Origin of the sequence: Desulfitobacterium sp. PCE1 (assembly GCF_000384015.1) — a bacterium.
GTDB classification, from domain to species: domain Bacteria; phylum Bacillota; class Desulfitobacteriia; order Desulfitobacteriales; family Desulfitobacteriaceae; genus Desulfitobacterium; species Desulfitobacterium dehalogenans.
Genome location: NZ_KB913023.1, coordinates 2,242,932 through 2,256,617, shown reverse-complemented (window position 1 = coordinate 2,256,617; position 13,686 = coordinate 2,242,932). Strand labels below are relative to the sequence as shown.

Genomic DNA, 13,686 nt, shown 5'->3' with positions numbered 1-13,686 from the left:
GTCGGTCACCCAACAAACGATGTGTAACCTAGATATTTTCTGTGCACCCAGGTAATGCGAGTTCCTATTAGAATAGGTAACTCGCTTTTACTATTAATGACATTTCATGTATAATAGAGACACGATAGTGTGAATAATGGGGTGACTTTATTGAAACCACATATTTTGGGTATAGCTGGGAGTCCACGCCGTAACGGTAATACGGATCGGTTATTAAGAGAAGCTATTAAAGCACTGGCTGAAACCGGCTATTCCACCGAAATCATCAATATTCGCGATCTTCAATTCTCACCATGTCTAGGGTGCAATGCTTGTTCGAAAACAGGCCAGTGTGTTCAAAAAGATGATATTCAATATCTTCAAGAACGACTTGTGGCCGCTGACCGTATCATTGTGGCGGCACCTGTGTTTTTTATGGGGATTAACGCTCAAACTAAAGCAGTAATTGATCGTATGCAGACTTTTTGGGCTTTAAAATATGTCTTTAAACAACCCGTAATCACAGAATCAGAACGATTGCCTCGTTACGGGCTTTTTCTTTCGGCAGCAGGGACTCGATTCCCGGATGTCTTTACTTGCGCCGAGCGGGCCGTAAAGAATCTTTATCATGTTTTAGATATCAAATATTATGGAAGTTGTGCCTATAAAGGAATAGATCAGGCCGGGGATATCGATCTTCACCACTCAGCCTTCAGCGAAGTACATGCAAAAGCCTTAGCCCTTGCTCAGCTATAAAATGAGGATCGGTTGGTATTTACTAATTCACTTAAAAATGTGATTAAATTGTGAAAATTCCTCTAAAAATAATATTAGGACTATGCTATACTAGCCTTAGGTTTTATTAGCTTACCCTATCCCGTAAAAAATAGAGTATGGAAAGGATAGTTGCATATGGCAGAGCCTATCAATCCTCAAGAAACCAAAATTGCTATCGTCACAGATAGTGCTTGTGATTTGGAACCGGAGATTATTAGAGAATATGGCATTGAAGTCGTACCTTTACATATAATTTATCATGACCGTGAGTATCGAGATCGTGTAGATATCTCACCGCAAGAAGTCTATGATGCTTTGGAGCAGGAGGTTCCCAAAACATCCTTGCCGTCTCCCGCTGAGATTCAAGCGGTTTTTAATCGTTTACGTGAACAAAAGGTAACCCATATTTTGGCGTTGCATCTATCCAGTGGACTCAGTGGTACATATCAAGCTGTTTCACTTATAGCCCAGGAATTTAAAGATATGATTATTGAGGTTGTTGATACAAAGACTCTTTCCATGGGCCTAGGAATGACTGTCATTGAGGCTGCTCGGGAGAGCCGGCGTACCTTGGATTTCGAACAAGTAGTAGCTTCAGCTAAGAAGGCTGTTGAGCAAATCAAGGGCTATTATGTCCTCTCTACATTAGAATATTTGAAAAAGGGCGGAAGAATCGGATATGTTGCCGGTACAATTGGGGAATTGCTTAATCTTAAGCCGATTATTTCTATTAATGAAGAGGGCAAATATTTTACTTTTGCTAAAGTTCGCGGACGGGAGCAGTCTTTAAAACGCTTAAAACAAGTTCTCTTGGACCATTTGAAGGAGAGCATTGCCAGTGTAGCTATCGTCCATGGTGGTTCGGAAGCTGAAGCCCGTAATTTGGAAAAAATAGCTCGCGAGCACCCTAACACAAAAGAAGTATTTTTCGGTCAAGTCAGTCCTGCCTTGGGTGTTCATACAGGGCCGGGTCTCGTTGGGCTTTTGGTCTATCCTTCACTTCAAAAGTAGTGTTAAAGATGAAAGATATGTACTATTAAGAAGATAAGATATGCAAGCAATACCTGGTTGGCTCCACTCGCCATAAGCTTACAGATTACTCTGTGAGCTTCTTTGCACTATGAGAGAGTCTTTCGCCGAAAGAGAGTATCTGATTGACTGTGGTATATGTGGTTATATGGAAGGAGAAGAAATCGATGATTCAAGAGCGTTACCAATTTTGGCTGACCAGTCCCTATTTCGATAATGATACCCGCTCTGAAGTCGCAGGCATTAAGGATAAGAAAGAGATAGAGGACCGGTTTTATATGGATTTGGAATTTGGCACCGGGGGACTACGAGGTGTACTGGGTGCCGGTACCAATCGTATGAATATCTATGTCATTCGCAAAGCAACTCAAGGCTTGGCTGACTTAATCCTTGAAGAAGGAGAAGAGGGGAAGAAGCGGGGGGTAGTTATTGCCTATGATTCCCGTCGTCTTTCTGATCGTTTTGCGAAAGAGGCTGCTTTAGTGCTTGCCGGCAACGGAATTAAGGCCTATATATTTGAGGATCTGCGCCCGACTCCAGAGCTTTCTTTCACAGTTCGCCACCTTAAGGCTCAAGCAGGAATTGTGATTACTGCCAGCCACAACCCTAAGGAATATAATGGCTATAAGGTGTATTGGGAGGATGGAGGTCAGGTCCCGCCAGGCCGTGCAGACCAAATTTTGGCCTATATAAAGGGTCATCAACGTTGGGATGATATCTTCCCCCTTGGGGAGGCGGAAGCTCGGGACAAGGGACTCTTGGTGGAGATTGGTGAAGAGATTGATTCAGTTTATTTGAGCAAGGTCAAAGAATTGGCTTTATATCCGGAACTTTCCCGGACAAAGGGAAGCAATCTATCCGTTGTCTATACTCCTTTGCATGGAGCAGGGAATATGTTGGTGAGAAGAATCTTAACCGACATGGGCTATTCTGTATTTACTGTTCCCGAACAAGAGGAGCCGGATCCGGAATTTACAACGGTTCCTTATCCTAATCCTGAAATTCCCACCACTTTTGATTTGGCTAAAAAATATGGTGAAGCTGTAAATGCCCATATGTTAATCGCTACAGACCCCGATGCAGACCGTCTGGGAATGGCATTTCGAACACCTCAAGGGGATTATCAGCAGCTCACGGGGAATCAAGTAGGAACCCTTTTGAGCTATTATCTTCTCAGCCAAAAGAAGAAACTTGGTATTTTACCTGATAATGCCGTCGTCATTAAAACGATTGCCTCTACGGATCTTGCCGATCTCATGGTCAAGGATTTAGGAGTTCAAATTGAAAATGTTCTCACCGGGTTTAAATTCATTGCCGAGAAAGAGCAGGAAATGGAAGCCCAAGGAAATGGAGATTTTCAATTCGGTTTTGAAGAGAGTTATGGGTATTTAGCCGGACATTTTGTACGAGATAAGGACGCAGTGATCGCTTCTCTCTTACTTGCGGAAGCGGCTCTTTACTATCAGGAAGTAGAAGGCCGTTCATTACTGCAAGTCTTAGAGGATATCTATGAGAAGTATGGTTATTTTATTGATGATCAGATCTCCATTACCTTGGAAGGCAAAGAAGGTAGGGAGAAAATGGTGAAGATGATGGCTAAACTCCGTGAGACCGATGTAAAGTTCTTCGGGGGTATTCCCATCGAATGCATTGACGATTATGAGTTGAGGAAAGGAAGAAGGATGATTTCCCCCCTCCATAGTTATACTCTTTCTCTTCCCCAATCCAATGTCATCCGCTATTCTTTCCAGGGCGGGGGGTTTGTCATGGCCCGTCCTTCAGGAACAGAGCCTAAAATTAAATTTTACTTCAATATTAGAGAATCTGATCCGGAACAGCTCCCCAACACCTTAGAACGTGTTAAAAAGGATTTGCTTGAGCTCATCGAAGATTAGTGCACCTTGAGTTAAGACCGAAATACAGATTGCTTCGCCTGGAAATGCCTTCTCCATCAGTTTTTTTGAGTGGAGATGGCATTTTCGTTTTGCATGCCCAATTTCTTCCATAAGCCTTAAAATTAATTGTAATGTTATCAGAGATATATTACCGCTTTATATCGAAAATGTGGTAAGTGCTGATACGAGAAACTTTGTTGAGAAACACTTGTCAGAATGCGAAAGTTGCAAAGAAGAATTGAAAATACTGCAGGCCCCAATAGAATTAGCGATAGATAATGATACAAGGGCTTTTAAGAACATCAAAAAGAAGTGGAACCGTAAAAAGCTTTGGGTTTCTATCATAACTACTGTCATTGTAACCGTTTTATTTTTATCAGGTCTTTTTCTATATCACCTCGAACTTCCGGTAAACTATTCAGAAACACAGATCTGGACAGAAGAAGTGACTATGCAGGGAGGCCTTAAATCTTTTCAAGTAAATATTATGGGATACAATATTGAAATGGTTGAAGTGTCGCCTCAAGATTTCAGCGTTCAAAGCCATCCGACATTTCATTACAGGGTTTTCCGGACAACATTTCTCCGGAACATAGTTACCTCCGCCGACCGCATGGTCGCAGTGGGTGTTCCCGAATATTGGCATGAAATTGACAACTTCGAAAGCACTCTTGTCATTGAGTTTGCAGATAAGAGCCTCATCTATAGAAATGGACAGCTTATGGAGTAGCTGCGCGTTAACCCTCAGGTGCCGAGCCTGGGGGTTTTGTTTTGGGCGGGAGTTCATGGTGCTAAGCTGCGCTGGTATATCACCTTTGTGGTCGAGGGAGTATCGGCAGATGGATGAAAAAGCGGCTCGAGTCAGGTAGCTTTCTGCTTAAGCCCGAAAGACAGCCCAAGGATTTTGATTTCCGGCAGGGAACGGATTTAAGCGAGCAGGAAAGCAATCTTCGCGAAAAGACAGCAGCGGAGTCGGGTTGGAAACAGGACGTTTCCAACCGCCCATTGAGAACAAGTGCGAAAGCAGTGCTTTCGAGGAGCGATTTGGGCGGAGTCCCGACGGAGCGGAGGTTTTGAGCGATTAGATTGCTCCGCGCAGCTTATAGAGTGAACGCCGAAAGCCAAAATCCTGGAGATTGAACTTTCGGGGTTTTTTCAGGATAGAAAGAAGGTCAAAAATAATCAAACTTTTTCTGACCAATATTGACCTTTATTAGTAAAGGGATTTATAATAGAATTATAAAATTTTACCAAAGCTAGTTTAGGCATTGATCAAGGAGGGATTGCCATGTCTTTTGATACAAACCGCTTTACCCAAAAATCTCAGGAAGCCATTATTCAAGCTCAAACTATGGCGGAGCGCAATAGCAATAGTCAAGTGGAGCCTGAGCATTTGCTCTTATCTCTCCTGGAACAAGGAGAGGGTGTCGTTCCTCAAGTTTTAACAAAGCTCAATATTCCAGTGGGGGCTTTAGCTCAAAAAGTGCGCCAAGAGATTAATCGTTTCCCACGCATGATGGGGTCCAATGTTCAATTGACCATTTCCTCCCGTCTGCGGACTGTATTGGTCTCGGCTCACGATGAAATGGAGATCTTCAAGGATGACTATGTAAGTACCGAACATCTTTTGCTGGCGATTCTCAGTCAAGCTGGAGGAGCAGCGGAAAAAGTTCTTAAACAAGAAGGTTTAAATCGCGAGAAGCTCCTTCAGGCTCTGCGCGAGGTTAGAGGGACCCAACGGGTTACGAGCCAGACACCGGAAGGCACCTATCGCGCCCTTGAACAATATGGACGCAATCTCGTGGAACAAGCACGCCGGGGAAAATTGGATCCGGTAATAGGCCGTGATGAGGAAATTCGCCGCGTCATCCAAATTCTCTCCCGCAAGACCAAAAACAACCCCGTTCTCATCGGGGAGCCCGGTGTTGGAAAAACTGCCATTGTCGAAGGCTTGGCTCAACGGATCGTCCGTGGTGATGTTCCAGAATCAGTGAAAGATAAGAAGATCATTGCTCTGGATATGGGGTCATTGATTGCCGGAGCGAAATACCGGGGAGAATTTGAGGAACGACTTAAAGCCGTTCTTAAGGAAGTTCAGGAACGAGAGGATATTATTCTCTTTATCGATGAACTGCATACGGTGGTAGGAGCAGGGGCTGCGGAAGGGGCAATGGATGCGGGTAATATGCTCAAACCCATGCTTGCCCGGGGTGAGCTTCACATGGTAGGCGCCACAACATTGGATGAATATCGCAAATATATTGAAAAGGATGCCGCCCTTGAACGGCGTTTTCAACCGGTTATGGTAGGGGCTCCCAGTGTTGAGGATACTATCTCTATATTGCGGGGTCTCAAAGAACGCTATGAAACTCATCATGGAGTGCGAATTACCGATGGAGCCATTATCGCAGCGGCAGTTCTTTCTGATCGCTATATCAGCGATCGTTTCCTGCCGGATAAAGCCATCGACCTTATCGATGAAGCAGCTGCCCGCATGCGTATGGAAATCACCAGTGACCCCTATGAACTGGATCAAATCAAACGTAGAATTCTGCAACTGGAAATTGAACGAGAGGCCTTAAAGAAGGAAAAAGACGAGGGTAGTAAAGAACGTCTTGAAAAAATAGAAGAGGACCTGGCTAACCATAAAGAAGAACGTAGTGCCCTGGAAGCTCAGCTCCAAGGTGAAAGAGAAGTTCTGGCAACAATCAATTCACTAAAGGAAAACATTGATCAGACCCGTCTTAAAATGGAACAAGCACAGCAAGCTTTTGATTATAACAAAGCGGCTGAGCTTCAATATGGAGTATTGCCAAAGCTGGAGAAGGATCTCAATGCTTTAGAAGAGCAGCTTCGTAATCGTAAGAATACTTTGCTCAAGCAAGAAGTAGGGGAAGAGGACATTGCTGAAGTGGTGGCTAAATGGACTCAAGTTCCTGTTGCCAGACTTTTGGAAAGTGAAATGGAAAAACTAGTTCATATGGAAGAGCGTATCCATCAACGGGTGATAGGACAAGAAGAGGCTGTGAAGGCAGTAGCCGATGCTGTGCGCAGATCGAGAGCAGGCCTGCAAGACCCCAACCGGCCCTTAGGTTCTTTCTTGTTCCTTGGTCCCACAGGGGTAGGAAAGACGGAGTTGGCTAAGGCTCTGGCTGAATTTCTCTTTGATGATGAACAAGGGATAGTTCGAATCGACATGTCGGAATATATGGAAAAGCACACCGTTTCTCGCCTGATCGGTGCTCCTCCAGGGTATGTAGGCTATGAAGAGGGTGGCCAATTGACTGAAGCAGTGAGGCGTAAACCTTATAGTGTGGTGCTCTTTGATGAAGTGGAAAAAGCTCATGGGGACGTCTTTAATGTTTTGCTTCAGCTTCTCGATGACGGTCGCTTAACAGATGGACAAGGACGAGTGGTTAATTTTAAGAATACAGTGGTCATTCTTACCAGTAATATCGCCAGTCCTTTGATTCAAGAATTGACTGCCTCGGGGGCTTCACAAGAAGCTCTGCGTTCCCGGGTTACAGAGGAACTCAAAGTTTATTTTCGACCGGAATTTTTAAATCGTTTGGATGAAATTATTGTCTTTCATCCTCTTGGTCAGGAGCATATTGGTTCAATCGTTCAAATTCAGATAAACAGGTTGCGCGACTATCTGGCTCCTCGCAAGATTACCTTGGAGCTTTCCGATGCAGCATTAAATAAGATCATTCAACAGGGGTATGACCCGGTCTATGGAGCGAGACCCCTGAAAAGGGTCATCCAGCAGAATCTCCAAAATCCTTTGGCCATGAAAATTCTTCAGGGAGTCATACATGAAGGAGATCATGTCGTGGTCAAGCTTGATCCTCAAGGCGAGCTTCTGTTTGAAAGGTCGGAATAGCAGCTTGCATCCTGCCAAAGAACACTATAAACTAGAGTTGGAATAATTTTGTGAATGTTCAACTAGGGTACAGCACAAAATGGCAGGATATTATTGCAAGAGGAAGTGTCGCATGAAGCATTCAAAAACAGAACTCATTATATTTGCTATAGCCATGATTTTTATCTTCTTTTCCGGGCGGCTTGAACCGAACATTCGTTTAATCATCACAGGTTTACTGATCGTCGTTATCTTGATTAACAGAGGATTCTCTCCCAAAAAAGGAGATAAGAAGGAAGTTAAGAAAGAATGAATAGGTGGGTTTTTCTGACCAATGTCACGACAGAAGTTGAGGCGGACATTATCATCGGCCTCCTTGAGCAAGAGGGAATTCTTGCTCAAAAGGCTTACCCAGGGGCGGGAAACCTCAAAGTGACATATGGCTTGATCAATGGGGTAGAGATCTATGTTCCTGAGGAACGGGCTAAGCAAGCCAAGGAGATATTAAGTGCCGAGAGCGCGAGGAATGCTGCAGATGATGTCCCAGACCTTGATAATGAAAGCGGACATTAGCAACAAAACTGAAAAGGGAGTGTCACCAAACTACTTTTTGTAGTCAGTGATACTCCCTTTTCCCTTCTTAATTATCCGGCTACTTCACGGTCGCGATAGGCCATTACTTTGCGCCGTATTCTTTGAATGGCATTATCCAGAGACTTTGAGCTTACGCCAAGATGTTGAGTGATTTCTCGCTGTTTCATTCCTATAAGGTAATGATAGCGAAAAACTTTGAGCTCTAAATCAGAGAACCCATTCATGAGCTCCTGTAGAAAAACACGGGTCTCATCTAGAGCAATAACCTTTTTTTCAGGATCATCATGGGTCGTCACAAAGTTTATAAAGCAATCCGCCTTATCATCAGCCAATACATTATTCAATGAATAAGCTTCATTGAGATTGAGATGTTTTTGTCTATTATGAGCACGTAAACTATCAATGAGCTTTCTCTTAATAACCATGCGGAGAAAGTGAAGGAAAGGAATCTCCGAGGTGGGATTATAGGATACGATTGCTTTGTATATGGCAATCCGGCCTTCTTGAAGCAAGTCGTCATACTCGGCCCGATGGAGAAAATACTTGTAGGCGATTTTGCGGATTTCGGGTTCATAGTATTCAATAAGCCAATTCAATGAATCCTGATTACCAGAGCGCGCTGCTTCAAGTTGCGCATCGATGTCTGTCAAAAGAGTGCCATGTGAAGCCATGCGCTCATCTCCTTATCAAAGATATAGACTCAGTCTTTAGTCTAAGAAAATAATAGTTCTTTGACAAGGCACATGTTTTGGATAACTAACCAATTTTATCTAATTATCAAAGACTATTACTGAATCATTTTTAACAGATTGACCGTTTCGATAGCGGTGATTGCAGAATCAAAGCCTTTATTACCGGCTTTTGTTCCGGCCCGTTCAATGGCTTGTTCAATGGTATCTGTGGTTAATACACCGAAAATAACAGGAAGCTTGGTTTCTAAACCGACATGGGCGACACCTTTGCTCACTTCGGCACTGACAAAGTCAAAATGGGGTGTAGCTCCGCGAATAACGGCTCCTAAGCAGATAACGGCATCATATTTTTGGGTTTCGGCCATTTTTTGAGCAACTAAAGGAATTTCAAAGGCTCCGGGAACCCAGGCGATTTCAATATCGCTTTCAGCGACACCATGGCGGCGCAGAGCGTCAAGGGCTCCTCCTACCAGCTTATTCGTAATAAATTCGTTGAAACGAGCAGCGACAATACCAAATTTTAATCCTTCAGCAATCAGTTTACCTTCATAAGTCATCATAGTTTTTCATCCTTTCTAAAATCATGAATTGATCTATTGAATATTAACGAACGCTGGATAGATAGTGCCCCATTTTAGTTTTCTTAGTATGCATATAATACTCGTTCTCGGGCTTAACAGGCATTTCCATAGGGACACGATCTTGAATCTCCAGACCATAGCCTTCTAATCCGACGATCTTCCGGGGATTATTGGTCATCAGTCGTACCTTGCGAATGCCTAAGTCGACAAGAATTTGAGCACCTACTCCGTAATCCCTAAGGTCTGCAGGGAAACCTAAAGCAAGATTGGCCTCGACAGTATCTTTTCCTTCTTCTTGGAGTTTATAGGCTCTCATTTTATTGAGCAACCCAATTCCACGGCCTTCCTGGCGCATATAGAGCAATACCCCTCGGCCTTCTTTTTGGATACTTTCCAGAGCTGCGGCCAGCTGATCGCCACAGTCACAGCGACGGGAATGGAAAACATCCCCGGTCAGGCATTCTGAGTGAACCCGTACCAGTACCGGTTCACCATCGTCCACATCTCCTTTAACCAAAGCCACATGTTCCTGTCCATCCAATAAACTCCGGTAACCCACTGCTTTGAAGTCCCCAAAGTCTGTGGGGAGTTGAATACCGACAATGCGTTCGACCAATTTTTCTTTTTGGCGCCGGAAATGAATGAGCTCTTTGATGGTAACGATTTTGAGATCGTGTTTTTTAACAAATTCCATAAGATCGGGAACACGGGCCATCGTTCCATCGTCTTTTAAGATCTCGCAAATGACACCTGCCGGCTGAAAACCTGCTAATCGAGCAAGATCCACAGCGCCTTCTGTATGTCCTGCACGAACAAGAACTCCTCCTTCCCGGGCCTTAAGAGGGAAGATATGTCCTGGGCGGCGGAGATCTTCAGGGCGGCTCTGCGGGTCCAGCAAGACGTTTACAGTATCTGCCCGTTCGAAAGCAGAGATTCCCGTTGTGGTATTGTATCCATCCACACTCACGGTAAAGGCGGTTCCATGGGGATCCGTATTGTGGGTCACCATGGGATCAAGATTCAAGGCTTGAATGCGTTCTGCTATCATGGGGACGCAGATTAAGCCGCGGCCATAGGTGGCCATAAAATTGATAGCCTCAGGAGTTACTTTCTCTGCAGCCATCAGCAGATCGCCTTCGTTTTCCCGTTCTTCGTCATCAACGACGACAATCATTTTACCTTCGCGAATGTCTGCGATGGCTTCTTCAATGGTGTTAAATTGAAATTCCATTTTAATCACTCCTCCGTATACTTTTAGACTAGATGAATCCGTTCTCGGATAAGAAACTCATAGATAGATCTTTTTTAGGGGCTTCTTTTTTCTCCATGAATCGTGCCACATACTTTCCGATAATGTCGGTCTCGAGATTAACCATGTCTCCAACACCCTTAAAGCCTAGAGTGGTTTCCTGGCGAGTATGGGGGATTAGGGATACGGTAAAAGCTTGAGGAAGCACATCCACTACGGTAAGTGAAATTCCATCAATGGCAATAGAGCCTTTGGGTAAAACATAGTTTAAAAGTTCAGAGGAAGCTTTGATTTCAAAGACCCGAGCAATTCCCACCGGGGTAATCTTTTGAATGGTGCCAATTCCGTCCACATGACCGCTCACCAGATGGCCGCCCAATCGAGTGGAAAGCTGTAGGGCTCGTTCTAAGTTTACCCGTGTTCCTCGACTGCATTCTTTAAGATTGGTCTTATTCAAAGTTTCAGCCATGACGTCCACGGTAAATAAATTTCCCTGCATCTTCACCACAGTGAGACATATACCGTTAACGGCGATACTATCCCCGATTTGGGTTCCTTGGAGGACTTTAGTGCCTTCCAGGGTTAACTGAGCGGAATCGGGAAGAGTCTTTAGGTCGGTTACCTTACCTAACTCCTCGATGATACCAGTAAACAAGTTTACTCACCTCTCTTAACTTCTTAATCTGAATAATTTACCTTAGCTCGAACCCGAAGATCTCCGGTTCCTCCATCGATCTCTAAGAATTCTAAAGGAATAGCCTGTGCCATCAAAGGAAGATTCAGTCCGGTCAGAGGGGAAGGACCCTTGCCTCCTATGAGCTTTGGTGCATAGATAAACTCTACTTCATCGATAAGTTGGTCGTGGAGAAGGGAGCCCGCCAGCCCACCACCGCCCTCTAACAACACAGAGTTCCAACCTCGTTTCACTAAATCCCCGAGCAGGTGCCTTAAAGGGACATAACGGGGTGAGTCATATTTCCAAACCTCTACATTCTCTATACTTTGCAATGCATTCAGTTTAGCCAACGGGGCAGAGGCATTGGTTGCGATAATACAAGGTGCCGAGCAGGAGGAAGTAAGTACTGTAGATTGAAGAGGAATTTTCAATTCTCCATCCACTATCAAGCGTACCGGGTCACGGCCTTCATCAACCCGGCAATTCAAAGCAGGATCATCATGCAGCACGGTTTCACTGCCCACCATAATCACATCGAACCGATTGCGCAACTGGTGGACATAAGCACGGGATGCTTCATTGGTGATCCATTTTGAGTCTCCAGATTCCGTTGCTATTTTGCCATCAAGAGTTAAAGCCGATTTGTAGAGGAGAAAAGGAAGTCCGGTTTGAATTGCTTTAAGAAATCCCTTGTTTAAAGACTTGGCTTCTTTTTCTTTAAGTCCCACATCAACCTGGATACCGGCTTCCCGCAAACGGGCGACCCCTTGCCCGCCTACTAAGGGATTAGGATCCACCATAGATACAACCACCCGTTCTATTCCGGCCTTAATCAGTGCGTCGGCACAGGGAGGGGTTTTCCCGAAATGAGAACAAGGCTCTAAAGTGACATATGCCGTGGCTCCTTGGGCATGTTTCCCGGCTGCTTTTAGAGCGTGGACTTCTGCATGGGGAGTGCCGGCTTTTTGATGATACCCTTCTCCTACGATAGCACCATCTTTAACGATGACACATCCGACGAGGGGATTAGGACTGGTCCTCCCCATGGCCAGGGCTGCTAATTCCAGAGCCCGAGACATGTAATGATTATCTAGTTCCATGTGATCGCCACCGTTTCTCATCCTTGAGTTGGTTTTGTTTAGTTTTTCCATAAAACCATATGAAAAAACCCCAGAGTTCATCCTCTGGGGCATCGAAAATCACAGCAAATAAAAAGCGCAATAAGCACTTAAATTTCCTCTTCTCATCCAGACTTTACTGTCGGCTCTGGAATTACACCAGATCTGCCATAGTGGCTCGCGGGCTTGACCGCCGGTATGGAGTTTCACCAATCCCCAGAGGTATTCAATTACTGAATCTATAATACTCCAAGTTATTAATGAATTCAACCCCCAGAGGAAATTTAGACCGTTTCAGGGGGGTGAGGTGGATGGTGCTGTACATATTCATCCCGCAGCAACCCCATGAGGATGGCATCGTGATACTCACCTAATACAAATCGTGCTTCTCTTAACCTTCCCTCAACCTTAAAACCGAGTTTCTCATAAGCCTTCAAAGCACGCAGATTTCCGTCCCATAAATCAAGACTCAAGCGATGAAAATTCCATTGATAAAAAAGATAGTTTATAAGCACCTTTAAAGCGTCCGTACCATAGCCCCGACTCCAATAGTCACGTTCTCCAATGATTATGAACAGGACTGCTGAGCGGGCTGGAATGTTAACCTCCCGATAGCCTATAGTCCCGATGGGTTCTTGCTCTTCATTGAGAATGATATAGCGGCCGCAATCTTTATTCGGAGTAAAAAAGCGTTCTTCGATGTCTTCTTCACTAAGCATTGTGCTTAAAGGCCAGGCGGCGTTTGCCCAATAATTAACGTTTTGGTCATTATACCATTTATGATAAATAGGGATATCATCGGGCTCAAGTGGACGGAGAAAGGTCTTTTTTCCCTGCAACATAGTTTAGCCTCCAAGTGACATTGATGGGATAATCTATTATGATAATTATTTCTAAAAAAAGCGTGTCCTAATCCTATGAGGGATAGTACACGCTCTAAGCTCTATTCAATGGTCGGGGTAGCGGGACTTGAACCCACGGCCTCCTGCTCCCGAAGCAGGCGCGCTACCAAACTGCGCTATACCCCGTTTTATCGAACATTTTATAATATAACAAAATGCTCACAAGCTGTCAAGCTATCAAGGTTTTTTTCATATTATACTATAGAATAGGGACGAGTCAGAGGCTTTTAACCAAGATGCTAAGTATTCATGTCACTATTTTGATCTATGCTTGAGTTGATAGGATGTCCGTTTTCCGATATACTTAAATTTGTATATTGGAAAATAAAGAT

General features: G+C 44.3%; 14 protein-coding genes, 1 tRNA gene and 1 riboswitch. Of the genes, 8 read left to right on the top strand and 7 right to left on the bottom strand.

Annotation, left to right across the window (positions count from 1 at the left end):
- The first annotated feature begins 150 nt into the window (after positions 1 to 150).
- From DESPCE1_RS0111160 to DESPCE1_RS0111125, 8 genes are all read left to right on the top strand, one after another.
- On the top strand, positions 151 to 735 hold the full coding sequence (locus DESPCE1_RS0111160; protein WP_028305539.1) for a flavodoxin family protein: 585 nt from the start codon (positions 151 to 153) through the stop codon (positions 733 to 735).
- Positions 736 to 891: 156 nt separating this feature from the next.
- Positions 892 to 1,767: a DegV family protein gene (locus tag DESPCE1_RS0111155; RefSeq protein WP_014794104.1), complete on the top strand. Its 876-nt coding sequence runs from the start codon at positions 892 to 894 to the stop codon at positions 1,765 to 1,767.
- Positions 1,768 to 1,952: 185 nt separating this feature from the next.
- On the top strand, positions 1,953 to 3,680 hold the full coding sequence (locus DESPCE1_RS0111150) for a phospho-sugar mutase (RefSeq protein WP_014794103.1): 1,728 nt from the start codon (positions 1,953 to 1,955) through the stop codon (positions 3,678 to 3,680).
- A gap of 100 nt (positions 3,681 to 3,780) precedes the next feature.
- On the top strand, positions 3,781 to 4,410 hold the full coding sequence (locus DESPCE1_RS0111145; protein ID WP_371200622.1) for a zf-HC2 domain-containing protein: 630 nt from the start codon (positions 3,781 to 3,783) through the stop codon (positions 4,408 to 4,410).
- Between the two features lie 113 nt (positions 4,411 to 4,523).
- Entirely contained in the window at positions 4,524 to 4,757 is a 234-nt protein-coding gene (locus DESPCE1_RS0111140; protein WP_019850512.1) for a hypothetical protein, read from the top strand.
- A 211-nt stretch (positions 4,758 to 4,968) separates the two neighbouring features.
- Complete coding sequence (gene clpB / locus DESPCE1_RS0111135) at positions 4,969 to 7,563, top strand: ATP-dependent chaperone ClpB (RefSeq protein WP_019850511.1); 2,595 nt, start codon at positions 4,969 to 4,971, stop codon at positions 7,561 to 7,563.
- A 112-nt stretch (positions 7,564 to 7,675) separates the two neighbouring features.
- Positions 7,676 to 7,855 (top strand): hypothetical protein, encoded by a 180-nt coding sequence (locus DESPCE1_RS0111130; protein ID WP_019850510.1) that lies wholly within the window; start codon positions 7,676 to 7,678, stop codon positions 7,853 to 7,855.
- Positions 7,852 to 8,115 carry a putative signal transducing protein gene (locus tag DESPCE1_RS0111125; protein WP_019850509.1) on the top strand — a complete coding sequence of 88 codons (264 nt, stop codon included), beginning with the start codon at positions 7,852 to 7,854 and terminating at the stop codon, positions 8,113 to 8,115. The genes DESPCE1_RS0111130 and DESPCE1_RS0111125 overlap by 4 nt, the downstream gene beginning before the upstream one ends.
- A gap of 71 nt (positions 8,116 to 8,186) precedes the next feature.
- Here the strand turns inward: DESPCE1_RS0111125 and DESPCE1_RS0111120 are convergent, their stop codons facing one another.
- The 7 genes from DESPCE1_RS0111120 to DESPCE1_RS0111090 all read right to left on the bottom strand — a co-directional run bounded on the left by DESPCE1_RS0111120 (position 8,187) and on the right by DESPCE1_RS0111090 (position 13,480).
- A complete protein-coding gene (locus DESPCE1_RS0111120; protein ID WP_014794097.1) occupies positions 8,187 to 8,807 on the bottom strand; it encodes a sigma-70 family RNA polymerase sigma factor in 621 nt (206 codons plus the stop codon).
- Between the two features lie 116 nt (positions 8,808 to 8,923).
- Positions 8,924 to 9,388, bottom strand: a complete 465-nt coding sequence (gene ribE, locus DESPCE1_RS0111115) for a 6,7-dimethyl-8-ribityllumazine synthase (protein WP_014794096.1) — start codon at positions 9,386 to 9,388, stop codon at positions 8,924 to 8,926.
- A gap of 43 nt (positions 9,389 to 9,431) precedes the next feature.
- Positions 9,432 to 10,640: a bifunctional 3,4-dihydroxy-2-butanone-4-phosphate synthase/GTP cyclohydrolase II gene (locus DESPCE1_RS0111110; protein ID WP_019850508.1), complete on the bottom strand. Its 1,209-nt coding sequence runs from the start codon at positions 10,638 to 10,640 to the stop codon at positions 9,432 to 9,434.
- A 28-nt stretch (positions 10,641 to 10,668) separates the two neighbouring features.
- Positions 10,669 to 11,313: a riboflavin synthase gene (locus DESPCE1_RS0111105; protein ID WP_019850507.1), complete on the bottom strand. Its 645-nt coding sequence runs from the start codon at positions 11,311 to 11,313 to the stop codon at positions 10,669 to 10,671.
- Between the two features lie 23 nt (positions 11,314 to 11,336).
- Entirely contained in the window at positions 11,337 to 12,434 is a 1,098-nt protein-coding gene (gene ribD, locus DESPCE1_RS0111100; protein WP_019850506.1) for a bifunctional diaminohydroxyphosphoribosylaminopyrimidine deaminase/5-amino-6-(5-phosphoribosylamino)uracil reductase RibD, read from the bottom strand.
- Between the two features lie 131 nt (positions 12,435 to 12,565).
- A riboswitch (FMN riboswitch) is annotated at positions 12,566 to 12,680 on the bottom strand.
- 56 nt (positions 12,681 to 12,736) lie between these two features.
- Positions 12,737 to 13,294, bottom strand: coding sequence for a GNAT family N-acetyltransferase (locus DESPCE1_RS0111095; protein WP_014794092.1), 558 nt, complete (start codon positions 13,292 to 13,294; stop codon positions 12,737 to 12,739).
- Positions 13,295 to 13,403: 109 nt separating this feature from the next.
- Positions 13,404 to 13,480: transfer RNA gene (locus tag DESPCE1_RS0111090), tRNA-Pro, on the bottom strand.
- Positions 13,481 to 13,686: the final 206 nt, after the last annotated feature.

Bases quoted from the DNA above. Each gene is read 5' to 3' on its own strand.
- DESPCE1_RS0111155 (WP_014794104.1), top strand. From the start codon at position 892: ATGGCAGAGCCTATCAATCCTCAAGAAACCAAAATTGCTATCGTCACA.
- DESPCE1_RS0111150 (WP_014794103.1), top strand. From the start codon at position 1,953: ATGATTCAAGAGCGTTACCAATTTTGGCTGACCAGTCCCTATTTCGAT.
- DESPCE1_RS0111140 (WP_019850512.1), top strand. From the start codon at position 4,524: ATGAAAAAGCGGCTCGAGTCAGGTAGCTTTCTGCTTAAGCCCGAAAGA.
- clpB (WP_019850511.1), top strand. From the start codon at position 4,969: ATGTCTTTTGATACAAACCGCTTTACCCAAAAATCTCAGGAAGCCATT.
- DESPCE1_RS0111130 (WP_019850510.1), top strand. From the start codon at position 7,676: ATGAAGCATTCAAAAACAGAACTCATTATATTTGCTATAGCCATGATT.
- DESPCE1_RS0111125 (WP_019850509.1), top strand. From the start codon at position 7,852: ATGAATAGGTGGGTTTTTCTGACCAATGTCACGACAGAAGTTGAGGCG.
- DESPCE1_RS0111120 (WP_014794097.1), bottom strand. From the start codon at position 8,807: ATGGCTTCACATGGCACTCTTTTGACAGACATCGATGCGCAACTTGAA.
- ribE (WP_014794096.1), bottom strand. From the start codon at position 9,388: ATGATGACTTATGAAGGTAAACTGATTGCTGAAGGATTAAAATTTGGT.
- DESPCE1_RS0111110 (WP_019850508.1), bottom strand. From the start codon at position 10,640: ATGGAATTTCAATTTAACACCATTGAAGAAGCCATCGCAGACATTCGC.
- ribD (WP_019850506.1), bottom strand. From the start codon at position 12,434: ATGGAACTAGATAATCATTACATGTCTCGGGCTCTGGAATTAGCAGCC.
- DESPCE1_RS0111095 (WP_014794092.1), bottom strand. From the start codon at position 13,294: ATGTTGCAGGGAAAAAAGACCTTTCTCCGTCCACTTGAGCCCGATGAT.